Source organism: Burkholderia sp. AU33803 (assembly GCF_002223095.1).
GTDB lineage: Bacteria > Pseudomonadota > Gammaproteobacteria > Burkholderiales > Burkholderiaceae > Burkholderia.
The window spans coordinates 328,683-346,616 of record NZ_NKFJ01000009.1 but is presented as its reverse complement, the minus strand read 5'-3'; the positions used below and the strand labels follow the sequence as shown (position 1 = coordinate 346,616).

Below are 17,934 nucleotides of genomic sequence, written 5' to 3'. Positions count from 1 at the left end.
TCGATCTATTATTATGCGGCTGGGTCGATGCGTCAAGCCGCGTTGCCGAGAATGAGTGCGAACATGAGCGTCATGGATGACAGGAAGCCAGGCCGGCTGCTCGGCCTGTGGATGCGCGGTCTCGCGCTGGTGGTTGGTGTGGGCCTGCTTTCCGGCTGCGTCCAACCGGCGCTGTTGCCCGATGCGCATCAGCCTGTGCCGGCCGACTGGCGCAATCGCGGCGAGCCCGCGCCGACGGTCGCGCCTGCGCCCGCTGACTGGTGGGCCGTGTTCCGCGATCCGGCGCTCGACGCGCTGGTCGCCGCCGTGCTGTCACGCAACCTGACGCTCGCCGAGGCCGGCTATCGCCTGCAGGCCGCGCGCGCGATCGCCCGGCAGGCGGACGCGTCGCGCTTGCCGCAGATCGGTATGAGCGGCGAGCTGCAGCGGCAGCAGCGCATATCGGGCGCGGACGGATCCCGCGAATACGCCAGCGAAGCGGGCGGCACGGCATTTCCGTCCGACGACGCGCCGTTCGTGCCATCCGACCGCGCCAGCGGCTACTACCAGGCGGGCTTCGATGCGTCGTGGGAAATCGACCTGTTCGGCCGTCTCGCGGCCACCGCCGCGTCGGCGCGCGCGGGTGTGGGTATCGCGCAGGCCGACTGGCAGCAGGCGCGCATGACGGTTGTCGCCGAGCTGGTGCGCTGTTACATCGAGCTACGCGGTGCACAGCGCCGCAGCGCGCTGCTCGCGCAGAGCGTTGCCGACCAGCGCGAACGGATCGTGCTGACCCGCGAGAAACGCAAGGCGGGCGTCGCCAGCGATTTCGACGTCGAGCGCGCGCTCGCCAGCGCCGCCGAGCTCGCGACCCGCCGCGCGGCATCGGATCAGGTCGAGCAGCAAGCAGCGCAACGCATTGCGCTGCTCACCGGCGAGCCGGAACCGGACGACCGCTGGCTCGCCGCACGCGCACAACCCGCCGTGCCGCCCATCGCGCTACAGGCCGTGCCGGCGAACCTGTTGCGCACACGGCCCGACATCCGCCGCGCTGAGCGTGCGGTCGAGCAGGCGGCGGCCGAGCTGCGCGTGTCGACCGCAGAACTCTATCCGCGCCTGAACCTGGTCGGCAACATCGTCATCAGCGGCAATCTGGTCGGCATGCCACTGCCGGGACGCAACACGGTCGGCTCGGGCGCGCTCTCCGTGACGATCCCGCTGCTCGACTGGGGCGCGCGCCGCGCGGCCGTGCGTGCACGCGAAGCGGAACTCGCTGCCGCGATCGTCGCGTACCGGCACGCCGTGCTCGAAGGCATAGAGGAAACCGAAAACGCGCTGAACGCGCTCGCGGCCGAGCGGCGCCGCGCGGCGGACCTCGCACTGCACGTCGACGCCGCGCGGCGCACGGACGCTCACGCCGCGCTGCTCTGGCAACGCGGGATGACAAGCCGGATCGAGCGCATTGAAGCAGGCTTGGCGACCCGCGAGGCCGACCTGGCCTCGGTAGAGGCGATCGAGAAGCAAAGCCTCGCGGTTGTCGCGCTGCACAAGGCTGTCGGCGGCGCGGCGATCGAGCGCGACGGCTGAGCGGCGCATGACGATGAACACGGAACGCGGCACATCGTGCGTAGACCAAAATAAAGTCGTCGCCGCTTGCGAAGGAAAAATGTCACTGCGCCGGTCTCAGCCGACCAAGAAACGCGAGACCCTTGTGAATCAAGGGATTGTCCGACGAGAATTAAAGTTGCCATCGAGCCCGGCGTCGCAGAGACCGGTGTCCCCCCCCGGAGCGCCGATAGCCGGTGCCACGCGTTGTGCGGAGCCTGAGTCTGAACGGACGATCGTGCCGCAGGGGTAAGGTTCCGTCCATCAATGCACATCAGACGCTCGGTGTGATTCGCATCCATAGTCAAACAACGCTCGTGTCCCAGTCGATTCAATTGGCCAACCAAAGTCCGGATTCGCCGTGCCACCCGGCGAGCACTGAAAATCTCGGCGCGAACAGGTGCTCGGCAAACATCAACCGCTCACCCATTCGAAGGCCCTTGCCAGTCGGAGCGTCAACGGATTCCGCCGCCCTCCCCACGGAACACTACGGACGTCACATTTCATCCAGCTTTTGCCGGCGCCCGCGCCGCGAGTCAATATGGGCATGGCTTCCCGATCCGGCCGCTCGCGGGCGATTTCATCAGCCGATGTGAGCGCGACGTGGGCACGAAAAGGCGGAGGCGATGAAGCGGTAATCGGTGACCACTGGCGGAAGCGCGCCGACGCCTCGGCACGCTGCGCCAGCATTCCCCACCGCATTCCATTTGCGGAGCATGTGGAAGCAGTGCAATGAGTCGTCGCAGCCAACGCACGCACAATAAGCAATGCAAACTGCTTTTCAAAGCGAAGATCACACCAACTGAGCCTCGCGATCATCGGTATCGGCCAATAACTGCCGGTTGGTGACACGACCGAAGATGCCATTCCTGCGCAACGCGTTCGATCCGAGTCGCTTCGGCACACGGGCGGCGCATGTCGATCAACCCGCCCGCCTCCCGTGCGCCCTCTCTCGCTACTCCGAATCCGCCTGAGCGAACCCGAGCGTCAGCCCGAACGCGTCGAGGATCGTCGCCGCGGTGCGGGCCATGCGCTTCGCCATGGCCTCCGGCGTTTCGCGCATGGCGCCCTGGCGAAGCCAGTGCACCGCCGTCCAGACCAATCCCCCGCCTAGCACCGTCAGGCAATCCTGCTCTGCTTCCGTACGGACGCCTTCATAAGGCGGAAGAATCCGGCCGGAAACGAAGGTCACCAGTTCATCGAAAAACGCCGATGTTGCCGCGTCGTTGAATACGGTCAGATAGAACGACTGATGCGCATTCAGATGCTCGAGAATCAGCGCGGTTTCCACCTCCATTGACCTGATGAACGTGGCATTCGGCGGGTTGATCAGCTTGCCCTGCTCCTCGACGAACGCAAACGCGTTGTCGAGCCTCACCAGCGCTGCCCGCTGGGCGGCCGATTGAAGGTCGGGAAAGTGCTGATAGAACGTGGGACGCGCGACGCCCGCGCGCTGCACCAGCTGGGCAATGCTGAGCGTGTTCAGCGGCGCGTCGTCGAGCAGCTCGGTCGCGGCGCGAACGAGCGCGTCGTAACTCCGTTGAAAGCGGGGATCGGCGGGATTAGGGCTTACATCAGGTGGCATAAAAAGCTCTGGACACGTGGTTTTGTCTATTTTACATTCGTTCAATAGATTGAGATGTGATGCGTCGACATACCTCTGAAAGGCTATTGAAATGAAATCCTCATCCCTCGTCCCCCAGCCGCCCCTGAAACCCGTCATCGGTCATCTGATGGAGGTCCTCGGGCCGTCTCCGCTTGCCAAGATGATGGATCTCGCGCGCAAGTACGGGCCGGTCTACTGGTTCGAGGTGTTCGGCCAAGGTTACTACGTTGTCAGCGGCCAAACACTCGTGAATGAAGTGTGTGATGAAAGCCGATTTCAGAAGTGCGTGCACCAGTCGCTGCTCGAACTGAGGCCTGCGATCGGCGACGGGTTATTTACGGCATTCGGTGATGAACCCAACTGGGCCAAGGCGCATCGTGTGCTGATGCAGGCGTTCGGCCCGCTCAGTATCTGGTCGATGTTCGACAAAATGGTCGACATCGCCGACCAGATGTTTCTCCATTGGGAGCGGTTCGGCCCGGAGACGCCGGTCGATGTGTCCGATCACATGACGCGGCTGACGCTCGATACGATTGCCCTGTGTGCGTTCGATTGTCGTTTCAACAGCTTCTACCGTGAAGATCAGCATCCGTTTGTCGATGCCATGGTCAACACCCTCAGCGAGGCCGGAAAGCGCGAGTTGCGACCCAAGCTGGTGTCGAAGCTGATGGTCAATCGCAGTCGAAAGTTCGACGCAGACATCGAAGTCATGCGATCGCTCGCGACCAAGATGATCGAGGATCGGCGCAAGCATCCGCACGACAACGAAGCGTCGATGGACCTGCTCGACCGCATGCTGAACGGCGTCGATCCGGTGACGGGAGAAAAACTCGATGACGAGAACATCGTCTTCCAGATGATTACCTTTCTCATCGCCGGACATGAAACGACCAGCGGGCTCCTGTCCTTTGCCACCTATTTCCTCCTCAAGAACCCGGACATCCTGCAAAAAGCACGGGACCTGGTCGACGAGGTGGTGGGCAGCGAGACCCCGCGGATCGAGCATCTCGCACGACTGCGTTACATCGAACACATCCTCATGGAGACGTTGCGAATCTGGCCGACCGCGCCGGCATTCGCCGTGTCGCCGCTCGCCGACACCACGTTCGGCGGGAAATATGCCGTTTCTCCCGACGACATCATCATGATCCTGACGCCGATGTTGCATCGGGATGTGAGCGTCTGGGGCGAGGACGTCGAGGCGTTTCGTCCGGAGCGATTTGCCCCGGAGAATGCGGAGCAACTCCCGCCCAATGCATGGAAGCCCTTCGGCAATGGGGCACGTGCCTGTATCGGCCGCCCGTTTGCGATGCAGGAAGCGCATCTCGTCCTGATCATGCTGCTTCAGCGATTCGATTTCTCTTTCGCCGATCCGGACTACGAGCTGGACGTCGCCGAAACGCTTACGCTGAAGCCGACCGGTTTCCGGATCAACGTGAAACCGCGGGCCCGGGGTGCGCTCAAAGTGCCCGATACGGCCGTTCGCGCCCGCCCGAGCGCGCAAAGCCCGAGCGTCGCCCCGGTTCAGTCGGCCCCTTCCGGCGAAGATGTGTCGACGATGCTCGTCCTCTTCGGGGGAAATACGGGGTCCGCCGAATCCTTTGCAAGACGCATTGCAGGAGACGCGAGTCGGCACGGATTTCACGCCACGTGTGCGCCCCTCGACGATTTCGCGGGAAAACTCGACGGGTATCCGGCCATCGTGATCGTCACCGCTTCCTACGAAGGACAGCCGCCCGACAACGCCCGATCATTCGTCCCGTATGTCGAAGCACTCGAAGAAGGCGCGCTTCACGGTGTCCATTTTTCGGTGCTCGGGTGCGGCAACAAACAATGGGCCCGGACTTACCAGGCGATTCCCAAGCGAGTCGATGAGGCGCTCGAGAAGGCCGGCGCCACGAGAGTGCACGTCAGAGGCGAACTCGATTCCGGTGGCGACTTCTTCGGTGAATTTGACAATTGGTACACCGAAATGTGGGACCGATTTGCGATCAGCGCCGGGAAGGAAGTCTCGACCGTGCAACATGGCGATACCGCACTGAAAGTCAGTTTCGCCGAGAACACCCGTGAAAAATTGCTGAACTTCGGCGACATGGCGCATGCGTCCATCGTCGACAACAGGGAACTGGTCGATATCAGCGTGGCCGGCAGCCGCTCCAAAAAGCATATCGAACTGAAACTGCCGGAAGCGATGACGTATCGATCGGGAGATTACCTGGCCGTTTTGCCGCGCAACTCGAAAAACAACGTCGATCGCGTCTTGCGCCGGTTTCGCGTGAGCTGGGACACGCCGGTGGTGATTGAAGGCACGTCAAGTAATCCGCGCCTTCCGCTCGGCCAGCCCATCAGTTGTGGCGACCTGTTCTCGAGCTATGTCGAACTCGCCGTTCCTGCCACCCGATCACAAGTATCGACCCTGGCTGCCGCCACGCGTTGCCCTCCCGAGAAGGTCGAGCTCGAGCGCCTGAGCGCCGACGATTTCGAAGGCGAGATCCTCGGAAAGCGGACCACCGTCATGGATCTGCTCGAACGCTTCGGATCCGTCGATCTGCGGCTCGAAAAATTCCTCGATATGCTGCCCGCGCTGAAAGCACGCCAGTATTCGATCTCGTCTTCCCCGCTTTGGAAAGCAGATCATGTCACGCTGACGGTAGCCGTGGTCGATGCACCGGCGCTCTCCGGCAATGGTCGCCATGAAGGGGTGGCGTCGTCGTATCTCGCGCGACTCAACACCGGGGACAGCCTGTCCGTTGCAGTCAGGCCATCGAATGCATACTTTCGGCCACCCGCCGAGACCGGCCTTCCGATGATCCTGATCTGTGCCGGTTCCGGTATCGCCCCATTCCGCGGCTTTCTGCAAGAACGCGCACTACAGAAGCAGCAGGGGGAGAACGTCGGCACGTCGTTGCTCTTCTTCGGCATCGATGACCCCGACGTCGACTTTCTGTATCGCGACGAACTCAACGAATGGGCGCGATGCGGTGTGGTCGAAGTAATGCCGGCTTACTCGAACCGCCCGGAGGAAGGCGCCCGGTTCGTTCAGGACAAAGTCTGGCTGGAGCGCGATAAGATCGCCGCACTGTTTGCGCAAGGCGCCACCGTCTTCGTCTGCGGGGACGGAAAGAACATGGCGCCTGCCGTACGCGCCACGCTTGCCCGCATTTATCAGGAGGCAACGGGAGCGAACGACGAAAGCGCCAGCGCGTGGATCGACACGATGGAGCGGGAGCATGGCAGATATGTTGCCGACGTGTTTGCGTGACGGTGACGGGATCCTGTCGCGTCCGGTTGCGGCAGACAGCTGACCTGCCCCGCCTCCGCTTTCCTGAACGGATGCGACACGTACTTCGATTCCGGCCTGCGCCCTCTTTTCCTTGCGTCCTTCACCCTGGTTCCGGTCAAGTTCCGACCGGAACCGGGGGTTGATCACACGCCGCATGACTACGTCGAATCGACCCACGTCTTTCAATGTCGGCACGGTTCGGAAAGCGACGGGTTAACCACGATCGACCGTCGCTGAACACCATGCTAACTTCATCGTCCATCTGACTTGGTCATTTGATCAACATTGATATGGACATGCCGTCCCACTGTAAGCCACGCGAATCGCTCCATGCATACCGCCTCCGGATAGGCATGACCGATCCCCCCGATGTCGTGGCGGAGTGGCCGATGCCGATCACCCCATGATGCCCTTCAGTGTTTCCGAGCGCGATCGCTTCGCACTATTAATTTCGCATTCCAGAATTTATTGAAGAAGTTCGAAATCGCGCCAAGACACCAGACACACACTCATTCGATTCCATGACTAGCGAACTCACCCTCTCCCGTCGCGACGTGGAGTTCATTCTTTTCGACTGGCTGCAGGTCGAATCGCTTACGCGCCGGCCACGATTTGCCGGGCAGGACCGCTTCGACTACACGTCCGTGCTGGATGTGTACGAATCGCTTGCCACGGATCTCTTCAAGCCGCATAACAAGAAGAACGACAGCAACGAACCCGCATTCGACGGAGAACGCGTCACCGTCAACCCGGAAGTGGGTGTCGCATTGCGTGCATTTGCGGCCGCCGGGCTGATCAGCGCGTCGTTCCCCAACGAGTGGAACGGCATGAGCCTGCCCAGCACCGTGGAACGGGCCGGCATGGCGTATTTGCTCGCAGCGAATCCGGGAACCGCGGGCTACGCCTTTCTCACGATCGCCAACGCCAATTTGCTGATGGCCCACGGCGAGCGCGAGCGGGTCGAGCCCTACGTCAACGCCATGGCGGAAGGGCGATGTTTCGGCACGATGTGCCTGTCGGAGCCGCAAGCCGGGTCAAGTCTTGCCGATATCCGCACGCGCGCGGTTCCGGGCCGGGACGGCCGCTACCGCCTGTTCGGCAACAAGATGTGGATCTCCGGTGGCGATCACGAGATATCGGAGAACATCGTCCACCTGGTATTGGCCAAGATTCCCGACGAAAACGGCCAGCTTCCTCCGGGCGTTCAAGGGATATCGCTCTTCACCGTCCCGCGCAAGTTGATCGACGCCGATGGGCTGCCCGGCGAGCGAAACGATGTCGTCCTCGCCGGCATCAATCACAAGATGGGGTACCGCGGCACCGTCAATTGCCTGCTGAACTTTGGTGAGGGTCGCTACCGCCCGGAAGGCGAAGCGGGCGCGATCGGGGAGATCGTCGGCGAGCCCGGCAAAGGCCTGGCCTACATGTTCCACATGATGAACGAAGCGCGTATCTCGGTCGGCCTCGGCGCCGCCGCAATCGGCTATACCGGCTACCTTCACTCGCTGGATTATGCGAAGACGCGCCTGCAGGGCCGGACACGCGGCGACCGGTCGCCCGCAGCGGGACAGGCCCCCATCATTCGTCACGCCGACGTCCGGCGCATGCTGCTCGCGCAAAAGGCCTATGTGTCGGGTGCACTCGCGTTGTGCCTGTATGCGGCTCGACTGAGCGACGATATCCATTCGCAAGAAGACGCCGGCGATCGCGAAGACGCGCATGGCCTGCTCGACCTGCTCACGCCCGTCGTCAAGAGCTGGTCGTCCCAATGGGGTCTCGTCGCCAACGATCTCGCCATTCAGGTTCATGGCGGCTACGGCTACACACGCGAATACAACGTCGAGCAGTTCTATCGCGACAATCGGCTCAACCCGATACACGAAGGCACATTCGGTATCCAGGCGCTCGACCTGCTGGGTCGAAAGACGCGTGCAAACGGCGGCGCCGCGATGAATACGCTCGACCGGAAAATCGCCGAGACGGTATTCAAGGCCCGGTCGATCGGCTCGCTCCACGACCATGCCGACACGCTCGAATGCACGTGGGAGCGCATCCGACTCGTCACCGCCGAGCTGCACCGGCTCGACGACCCGGAGCTCCAGCTGGCAAATGCGGCCGCCTACCTCGAAGCATTTGGCCATGTCGTCGTCGGCTGGCTTTGGCTCGATCAGGCGATCGTGGCCAGCACGCTCGAAAGCGGCCCCACCGGGAGCGACTTCCATCGCGGCAAGCTCGCCGCGTGCGACTACTTCTTCGGGTGGGAAATGCCCAAGGTGGCCGCGTGGCTGGCGGTGCTCGATCCCGTGGAAACCACGCCCCTGACGATGCCGGAGCACTGGTTCTGACCCGTGCGCGCAGCCCCCATTTCGTTGCTTTCGTTTAATTCATGAGGATGTCATATGATTGATGCCGTCATCGTTTCCACCGCGCGCACGCCGATCGGCAAGGCCTATCGTGGTGCATTCAACCTCACGCACTCGCCCACCCTGCTCGGTCACGCGATCCGGCATGCCGTGCTGCGCGCCGGGATCGAACCGGATCGCATCGAGGACGCCGTCATCGGTTCGGTGCTCAACGCGGGAACCGCCGGCAACAATGTCGCCCGCCAAGGTGTGCTGGCGGCCGGGCTGCCTGCTTCGGTCGGCGCGCAAACGCTTGACCGGCAATGTGCGTCGGGCCTGATGGCGATCGCCACGGCCGCCAAACAGATCATGTGCGACGGAATGCAGGTGGTGGTCGCGGGCGGCCAGGAAAACATTTCGGCGGTACAGACGCGCTACTTCGAGTGGACGCGCGCCGACCAGGATCCCCACGTGCTGGCCGTGCAACCGGCCGCCTACATGCCGATGCTCGAGACCGCCGAGTTCGTTTCCCGCAAGTACGGGATCGCTCGGGACGTGCAGGATCAGTACGCGCTCGATTCCCAGCTGCGCACCGCCGCCGCACAAAAGGAAGGCCGCTTCTCGGACGAAATCGTCCCGATCACGACACAGATGCTGGTCGTCGACAAGGCGACCGGCGAAACGTGGCGGAGGGAAGTCACGCTCTCGCAGGATGAGGGCAATCGTCCCGGCACGACGCTCGAATCGCTTGCCGCGCTTGCACCGGTGGTTGACGGTGGCGTGGTGACCGCCGGGAACGCCAGCCAGCTGTCGGACGGTGCAAGCGCCTGCGTGCTGATGAACGGCAAGACCGCGGAGCAGATCGGCGCAACGCCCCTCGGCATCTATCGCGGCATGACCGTCGTCGGCAATGCGCCCGAGGAGATGGGCATCGGCCCCATCTACGCGATCCCCAAACTCCTGAAGCTTCATGGCCTGACAGTCGACGACATCGGACTGTGGGAGCTCAACGAGGCTTTTGCCTGCCAGGTGCTGTACTGTCGCGACAAGCTGGGAATCGATCCGGCCCGATACAACGTCAACGGCGGCAGCATTTCGATCGGCCATCCGTACGGGATGACGGGCGCCCGCCTGGCCGGACACGCCCTGATCGAGGGCAAACGACGCGGCGCGCGCTACGTCGTCGTAGCGATGTGCGTGGGGGGCGGCATGGGTGCGGCCGGCTTGTTCGAAGTCGTCTGACGGAACGCGCCTTTACCCGCAGAGCGAATGGGGCGGCAGCCCCGCTCTTGCGGGCCTTGCAGACCTATCCGGGGATGCGTGAGCGGACCTTGTGTCGCAAGCGCGCCTGATGCGCCATCGCACCAGACGCCGACGCGCGCCGGGCTTTTTCCGTGCTGCCATTCGCGTGCCGGTTAAGAGACGGGTGATGCCGACCGCCCAATCTTCCGGCATCACCTCGGTCGATCACGTCAATGGTTCGACGCCCGCAACTCGCGCCGAAGGATCTTCCCGACGTTGCTCTTTGGCAGGCTGTCGCGAAACTCGATGCTCTTCGGGCGCTTGTAACCCGTCAGTTGGCCTTTACAGAACGCCATCAGGTCTTCGAACGTCAGCGCCGGATCTTTCCTGACCACGAACAGCTTGACGGCTTCTCCGGAATGCTCGTCGGGCACGCCGATCGCCGCGACCTCGTATACGCCGGGGTGGTTGGCGACGACTTCTTCGATCTCGTTCGGGTAGACATTGAAACCGGACACGAGAATCATGTCCTTCTTGCGATCGACGATTCGCACGAAGCCCGCTTCGGAGATCGACGCAATGTCACCCGACCTGAAGAAGCCGTCCGCGGTCATCACCTTCGCGGTCTCGTCCGGCCGCTGCCAGTAACCCGCCATCACCTGCGGACCACGAATGCACAGCTCTCCGGCTACGCCGGGCGGCAATTCGTTGCCGTCGTCGTCCCGGATCGACACTTCCGTGGAGGGCAACGGCAGGCCGATGGTGCCGTTGAACTCACTCCCGGTCACGGGATTGATCGCGACGCAAGGAGATGTCTCGGACAACCCGTATCCGTCGATGATCGTCGCGCCGGTCATCTCCTTCCAGCGCCTGGCGACGGCTTCTTGCGTGGCCATCCCGCCACCGCTGGCCAGCAGCAGATTGGAGAAATCGAGGCGCGAGAATTCAGGATGATGGAGCATCGCGTTGAAGAGCGTGTTGACGCCCGGAAAATTCGTGACCTTGTATCCGGCGAGCGACTCGATCATCCCCCCGATGTCCCGCGGATTCGGCACCAGGATGGAAAGCGCACCCATGTGCATCGTCAACAGGCAGCAAACATTGAGCGCAAAGATGTGATAGAGCGGAAGCGCCGCCACCGTGACGAGCTGCGTCACGTCAGGGCGCAAATCGCGAGCCGGTTTGAGCCAGAGGTCCGACTGCAATACATTCGCGACGATGTTCCGATGCAACAGCGTCGCGCCTTTCGACACCCCGGTTGTCCCGCCCGTATATTGGAGAAAAGCGACATCGTCCGGCGACTGGGAAGCCGGTACGAATGTGCCCCGACGTCCCTCCTCGATCGCATCGTCAAATGCCGCATACGGGCTCGGCTTCTGTTCCGCGCCGCAAGCGTTGCCCTGCGCGGCCACCAGAACATGCTTCACCTGCGTGTGCGCAAGGACTGCATCCAGCGTTGCCGTGCAGCCGTCGAGAATGACGATCGCCTCCGCGCCGCTGTCATTCAGCTGGTGTTGCAGCTCGCGGGGCGTATAGAGCGGGTTGACGTTGACGACGACGTAGCCGGCGCGCAGGACTGCACAAATCGAGATCGGGTACTGCAACACATTCGGCATCATGATGGCGACCCGCGCACCCCGCTCGAGGCCGCGTGACTGCAGCCACGCGGCCAGTGCTGCGGACATGCGGTCGAGTTCACCATAGGTGATCTGCTTGCCATCGCACGCAAATGCCGGCTTCGCGTGAAACCTGCTGAAGCTTTGTTCAATCAATGCACTGATGTTTCGATACGCGCTGGAATCAATCTCTGCCGGAACGCCCGGCGGATAGGCATCAAGCCAGATCCTTTCCATACCCAATCTCCTCTGTCCCGTTTGAATAACTGCGCGACGCCAATCTCATCACGCGCGTGAATATGCCGGGACGCCTCGAACCCACGAGACTCATCCCTCGTCGCAACGATAGGGCTGCGTGGTCGACCGCCAGTCAGCGACGCCGTGGATCACGTTGTCGGCAGACCGTTGACGGGCGACGGCCACCATCCTGTTTGTTTCGCCTCCATCGCACCCTGCCTGGCAGGCAAACTCATGTCCCCCCGAGACGCGACTTCCGAGTCGGGGGGGACACGCCAAAATTGGTCAATTGATATGGTCATTTGACCATACAGGGAAGCTTGCAGCAACTTGGTAGTTGCACGAGGCTGCGACGCGGGACTTGTCGATGCCATACTCGAGCCGAAGCCCGGGCCATCGGTGTCGAAGTTCGTCGAGGTTGCTCGTGGCGTCCGTCAAAACGCACATCGTGTACGTTTATTCAGCCCATGCAGGACGACCGCCGTGATGCTTAGAAGCGGTGACGCAGGCCGACCGTCGCGGCAGTCTGGCTGACCTTCGAGCTCGGGAACGCGTTGATATCGCCGTTGTAGATCGACGAACCCAAACCGGCGCCCTTCGTACCACGCTGGTACACCATCTGAGCGTAGACGTCCGTACGCTTCGACAGGAAGTAGTCGGCTTGCACGCCGAACTGATTCCAGTGCGTGCTGTTGCCGTTCAGTTTCGCATTCGTATACGTATAGGCTGCGCCCAGGCCGAGTGCCGCCGTCAGGTTGTACTTCGCGTTGACTTCGTAGTTGTCGGCGCGCAGCGTACCGGCACCGTTCGTCTGGTTGTCGAGGCGCGATTGCGTCCATGCCGCGCCAACCAGTGCCGGGCCAAATGCATACGTTGCCGCGATGCCATACGTGCGGCTGCGGCCCTGGATTCCGTATGCAGTGCCATTGATCGAATCGACCGACGGGTTCACCGCGCCCGACGTGGACAGCCCGGCGTTGTTCGCTTGCGAGTACGCCGCACCCAGCTTCAGGCCTTCAAACTGGTACGACACGCCGGCGCTGTATGCGCGGTTGTTCGCAAAGTTCGTGCTGTTCGAGAACGAGTACGTGCCGCCGAATTGCAGGCCGGCATAGTTCACGCTCGTGTACTTGATCGTGTTGTTCAGCGCGACGTCGCCGTTCGTGCTCAGGCGGTCATTGTTCAGCGGGTGTGCGAAGTACGTGCCGCCCCACGAGCCCGTTGCCGTCAGCGGCGCCAGGTAGTCTTGCGTCGCGTCGTATTGCTTACCCAGCGTGACCGTGCCGTACTGGCTCGACAGGCCGACGAATGCCTGGCGGTTGAACATGCCGCCGTTGCCGTTCGCGAACTTGCCGTTACCGAGGTTGAAACCGCTTTCCAACGTGAAGATTGCCTTCAGGCCGCCACCGAGATCTTCCGAGCCACGCAGGCCGAAACGGCTCTGGTCAATGCCCGACCCCATCGAGAAGCGCGACTTGCCTTGGCCTGATGCGGTCTGGACGTTGCTTTGATAGGTCAGGCCTGCGTCCAGCACGCCGTACAGCGAGACGCTGCTTTGCGCGTGTGCGACGGCGGAGAACGATACTGCAACTGCTGCAGCGATCAACGTCTTGTTCATTCGTGAAGCTCCATTCAAAAAAAGAGGCAGGTCTCGCGACCTCGTTCATAAACGGCCGGCAACCGCCAGCCACCGGGAGGACCTCGTGCTGTTGGTCGCACCCGGGTTTCCAAGGCGCCCGCATCGACGGGCGCTAAAGGGTCAGGCGACCCGTTTCAACATTTCCCGGGCGCATCGACAGCGCCGGAACCGAAGAACTTCCGGCTCCAGCCGGACAGCCTGTCGCTGAACAGCAGTTCATACAGCACCGGCACCATGCCGAGCGTGATCAACGTGCCGAGCAGCAGCCCGCCCATGATGGTGACGGCCATGCCGGTCCACAGCGTGCCGGCGAACAGCAGCAGCGGAATCAGGCCGGCGATGCAGGTCAGCTTGGTCATCACGATCGGCCGCAGGCGCGCCACGGCCGCCGCGACGACCGCTTCGCGGCGCGATTTGCCGGCCGCCAGCTCGACCTCGATACGTTCCAGCAGCAGCACCGCGTTGTTGACGATGATCCCGGCCAGCGACAGCAGGCCGAAGTTCGCCATGAAGCCCAACGGTTCGCGGGCGATGATCAATGCGGGCCCGACGCCGATCGTCGCGAACGGAATGATCCCGACGATCAGCAGCAGTTTGCGGAACGAGCCGAACTGCCAGATGAACAGCACCAGCATCGCGACCACCGCGTGCGGCAGATACTCGCCGAGCGCCACGTTGGCCTCGGCGGACTCCTCGATTTCGGCGCCCAGCTCGATCCGGTACCCCGGCGGCAACGCGATCCGGCCGATGGCCGGCGCGAGTTGATCGACCGCCTGCTGCGCGGTGCCGTGGGTATTGCGGCCCTTCACGGTGAGCGTGCGCATCAGGTCGCGGCGTCGAATCGTCGACGGCTCGGTATTCAACGTGACCGTCGCAACCGCGGACAGCGGAACCGGCGCGCCGCCCGCAGCCGGATGGATCAGCGTATTGGCGAGATCTTCCGGCCGCGTGCGCTCGGCTTGCGCACCGCGCACGACCAGCGGCACCAGCGTATCGCCGTCGCGCAACACCGACACGTTGACGCCGGTATAGCGCGTGGCCAGCGCCGTCGAGATGTCCTCGCTGCTGACGCCCAGGCGCCGTGCCTTGTTCTGGTCGATCTCGACGTCGACACGCGGCACGCGCGGCCCCCAGTCGTCGTGGATCTGCACGATGCCCGGCTGGGTATGCAACGCCGCCTGGATCTTGCGGCCGATCTCGCGCAGCACGGCTTCGTCGGGACCGGACACGCGATACGCCACCGTGCCCGCGTCGTGGGCGCTGCGCGAGAAGCGTTTCGCATCGGTTCGCACCTCGGGATGGTGTTGCGTCATCCACGCCTGGGTTCGGGCGATCACGGCGTCGAGATCCTGCGGCTTCGCGACGCTGACCGTGACGTAGCCGATATGCGACGCAGGCAGCGGCGGATTGAGCACCAGGACGACACGCGGGCCGCCGTCGGCGACATAGCCGATGCTGGTCGTCACCTCGGGATTGCGCTTGCGATCGTCGAGCCAACGGCTCAGGTCGCGGACCACGTCGCGCGTGAGCCGCGCGTCGCTCCCGGGCTGCAGCTCGAGTTCGACCTGGAACTGCGGCCGGTCGGAAGCCGGCAGGAACCCGGCCGGACGCGTGGCCAGGATCGCGAGCGCGCCGACCAGCAACGCAGTCATCACGACCAGGAACCGCCCCTTGTGGTCGAGGACGCGGCGAATCAGGCGCGCATAGGCACCGTAGAAGCGGCTTTGCTTGACCGTCGCGTCGGCATCGTGCTCGTGCGCATCGCCTCCGCCGTGATGCCCGGATTTCAGGAAGAAATAGCAGAGCAGCGGCGTCACCGTCAGACAGAGCAGCCACGACCCGAGCAGCGACAGCGTGAGCACGACCACGAGCGGGCGCAGGTATTCGTTGGTGGCGGTGTCGCCGAAGAAGAACGGCGAGAACGCGAAGATGATGACCAGCGATGACGTCAGCAGCGGGATCGCGAGCGTACGGCCTGCTTCGATGCACGCGTGACGGCGCTCCTCGCCCGCGGCGAGGCGGCGTTCGACGTCCTCCGCGATCACGATGCCGTTGTCGACCAGCAAGCCGAGCGCGATGATGATCGCGGCCATGGACACGATGTGCAGTTCGATGCCCAGCGAGCGCATCACGAGCAGCGTGGCCAGGATGGTCAGCGGCACGATGCCGCCCACCACGACGCCGGCGCGCCAGCCGAGGAACAGCACGACGACGATCATCACGATCACGATCGTCTCGATCATCACCTGGTTCATGCGGCCCATTTCCCGCTCGACCACGTCCGCCTGGAAGGTCACGTAGTCGAGCGAAAAACCGGCGGGCAACTGCTGCTTCAATTCGTCCAGACGCGCGCGCAGCGCCTGGCCGACCGCCTTCACGTTCTGGCCTTTTCGCATCGAGACGCCGAGGACGACCGCGTCTTCGCCGCGGTAGATCGCCGCGGACTCGGGCGGGTCGACGGGCCGGACCTGCACCTGCGCGATGTCGCCCAGGCGCACGGTGCCCGGCGCGGCGTCCGCGCGCGCGCCGGCCGGCGGCACAGTGAGCGTGAAATCCTGCAGCGCCTGCAGCGAGCGGATTTCGCCGGAGCTGACGACCGCGCTGTTCAGGCCCGACACCACGAGCCGGCCGCCGGACTGCACCACGTTCTGCTTCTGCAGCTGTTGCATGACCGACGCGGTGGACAAATGCAGCCCCGCCATTCTGGCGCGGTCGAATTCGATATAGACGCGCTCCTCCTGCAGCCCGTGGAAGCTGACGCCCTGCACGCCGGGCACGCGGTACAGCCCTTCGCGCAGCAGCTTCAGCGGTTCGCGCATCTCGCTCATCGAAAACCCCGGCGCGGTCACCGCGATGGACGCGATCGCCACGCGACCGAAGTCGTCGTCGATCTGCGGAGGCAGCGTGCCGGCCGGGAACAGCGGCACCGCTTCTTCGACCTTGGCGCGCATGCGCTGCAACACCGGCATCAGTGCATGCACGTCTTCACGCAACGAAACCTGGAGGATCACGCTGCCGTCGCGCACGGTGCTCGCGACGTGCTTCAGTTCGTTCAATTGACGCAGGCGCTCTTCCAGCGGCCGGGCGACGAGCTGCTCCATCCGCTCGGCCGGCACGCCGGGGTTCGCGACGAACACCAGCGCGTCGCGAACGGTCGTGGAAGGTTCCTCCTGGGACGGGAACGTGAGGAAGGTGAACGCGCCGGTCACGAGAATCAGCAGCGCGACAAAGAAGGTGAGCCGGCTGGAATTGAGTGCGGCCTGGGTCAGCTTCACGAGCGCGCTCCCTGCAGAAGGGTCTGCGCCCGATACGTGACGACGGACTGGCCCTCGTTCAGGACGGCCGTCCCCGCGACCACCACCTGCTCGCCGGCGCGCAGGCCTTGCGACACGGCGACGCGCCCGCCCGGAAGCAGCTGGCCGTCCGTGCGGATCGCGCGACGCTTCAGCGTCTGGCTGGCGCCGTCGACGACGAAGACGCTGCCTCGGCCGGCTTCCGTGCCGGCCATGACGGCCGCCGCCGGCAGCGTGATGTCATGCGCGTCGCCGCGCGGCAGCGCGACGGACAGCACGCCGCCACTGCGCAGCCCGGACGGGGTGCCCTGGACCCGGAAGATGGCTTGCACCAGCGAACCGTTGTCGCTCCGGCCGGACAGCCGTTCCATGGTCAGCGTCACGCGATCCGTGCCGCTGACCGCGTGGGCTTCGGCGCCGGGTGCAAGCGTCGCGGCGATCGTGTCCGGCAGCATCACGACGGCTTCCAGCGCGCGGCCGGCCTCCATCTGCAGCACGCGCTGGCCTGCGGCGACATCCACGAACGGCTGGACCTGACGTGCGACGATTTCGCCGTCGAACGGCGCCGTGATGCGCGTGAACGCGAGATCGCGCCGGGCGCTCGCCACCGCGGCCTCCGCGACACCCAGCTGGCTCGCGGCCTGCTGATGCGACGCCTGCGCGGCCTGCAAAGCGGGCGCGGAAATGATTCCGTCGCGGGCGAGTTCCTCCTGCTGACGCAGGTGGGTGCGACGCTCGGCCAGGGTCGCGGCGGCGGCGGCACGATCGGCCGTCGCCTTGTCGAGCCGCCAGCGTGCCGGCGACTCGTCCAGTCGCGCGAGCACCTGCCCGGCCCGGACGCGATCGCCCACGTCGACCAGCATCGCGACGACACGGCCCGACGACTCGAAGCCGAGGTCGGTGCGCTGGCGCGCGCGAAGCGTCGCGACGAAGGTGTCGGCATGTGCCTGGCCGGCACCGCCGGCCACTTCGACCTTGACGGGCCGCGGAACGTCGGCAACCGGCGCGGCGGATGGCTGACATGCCGACAGCAGCGTTGCCGAGACGAGCGCGCAGAGTACCAGCCTGCCCGCTTGAGGCATGGAACGGGAA

General features: G+C 64.0%; 9 protein-coding genes. 4 read left to right on the top strand and 5 right to left on the bottom strand.

Annotated elements, in window-relative coordinates; genetic code table 11:
• The first annotated feature begins 63 nt into the window (after window positions 1-63).
• Window positions 64-1,566 (top strand): efflux transporter outer membrane subunit, encoded by a 1,503-nt coding sequence (locus tag CFB41_RS36130; protein WP_179250318.1) that lies wholly within the window; start codon window positions 64-66, stop codon window positions 1,564-1,566.
• A 973-nt stretch (window positions 1,567-2,539) separates the two neighbouring features.
• On the opposite strand, the gene CFB41_RS36125 is transcribed toward CFB41_RS36130, so the two are convergent.
• Window positions 2,540-3,169, bottom strand: a complete 630-nt coding sequence (locus CFB41_RS36125; protein ID WP_089460001.1) for a TetR/AcrR family transcriptional regulator — start codon at window positions 3,167-3,169, stop codon at window positions 2,540-2,542.
• A 91-nt stretch (window positions 3,170-3,260) separates the two neighbouring features.
• On the opposite strand from CFB41_RS36125, the gene CFB41_RS36120 reads away from it, so the two are divergent.
• The 3 genes from CFB41_RS36120 (at window position 3,261) to CFB41_RS36110 (ending at window position 10,057) form a co-directional block, all read left to right on the top strand.
• A complete protein-coding gene (locus tag CFB41_RS36120) occupies window positions 3,261-6,452 on the top strand; it encodes a cytochrome P450 (protein WP_089460000.1) in 3,192 nt (1,063 codons plus the stop codon).
• Between the two features lie 542 nt (window positions 6,453-6,994).
• The gene (locus tag CFB41_RS36115) at window positions 6,995-8,818 is read left to right on the top strand and encodes an acyl-CoA dehydrogenase (protein WP_089459999.1); all 1,824 of its coding nucleotides are present in this window, start codon (window positions 6,995-6,997) and stop codon (window positions 8,816-8,818) included.
• Window positions 8,819-8,872: 54 nt separating this feature from the next.
• Window positions 8,873-10,057: an acetyl-CoA C-acyltransferase gene (locus tag CFB41_RS36110; protein WP_089459998.1), complete on the top strand. Its 1,185-nt coding sequence runs from the start codon at window positions 8,873-8,875 to the stop codon at window positions 10,055-10,057.
• Between the two features lie 230 nt (window positions 10,058-10,287).
• On the opposite strand, the gene CFB41_RS36105 is transcribed toward CFB41_RS36110, so the two are convergent.
• The 4 genes from CFB41_RS36105 to CFB41_RS36090 form a co-directional block, all read right to left on the bottom strand.
• Complete coding sequence (locus tag CFB41_RS36105; RefSeq protein ID WP_089459997.1) at window positions 10,288-11,910, bottom strand: long-chain-fatty-acid--CoA ligase; 1,623 nt, start codon at window positions 11,908-11,910, stop codon at window positions 10,288-10,290.
• 490 nt (window positions 11,911-12,400) lie between these two features.
• Window positions 12,401-13,528, bottom strand: a complete 1,128-nt coding sequence (locus tag CFB41_RS36100) for a porin (RefSeq protein ID WP_089459996.1) — start codon at window positions 13,526-13,528, stop codon at window positions 12,401-12,403.
• 155 nt (window positions 13,529-13,683) lie between these two features.
• Entirely contained in the window at window positions 13,684-16,824 is a 3,141-nt protein-coding gene (locus CFB41_RS36095; RefSeq protein ID WP_089459995.1) for an efflux RND transporter permease subunit, read from the bottom strand.
• The gene (locus tag CFB41_RS36090; RefSeq protein ID WP_256941396.1) at window positions 16,821-17,924 is read right to left on the bottom strand and encodes an efflux RND transporter periplasmic adaptor subunit; all 1,104 of its coding nucleotides are present in this window, start codon (window positions 17,922-17,924) and stop codon (window positions 16,821-16,823) included. The genes CFB41_RS36095 and CFB41_RS36090 overlap by 4 nt, the downstream gene beginning before the upstream one ends.
• Between the last annotated feature and the right edge of the window lie 10 nt (window positions 17,925-17,934).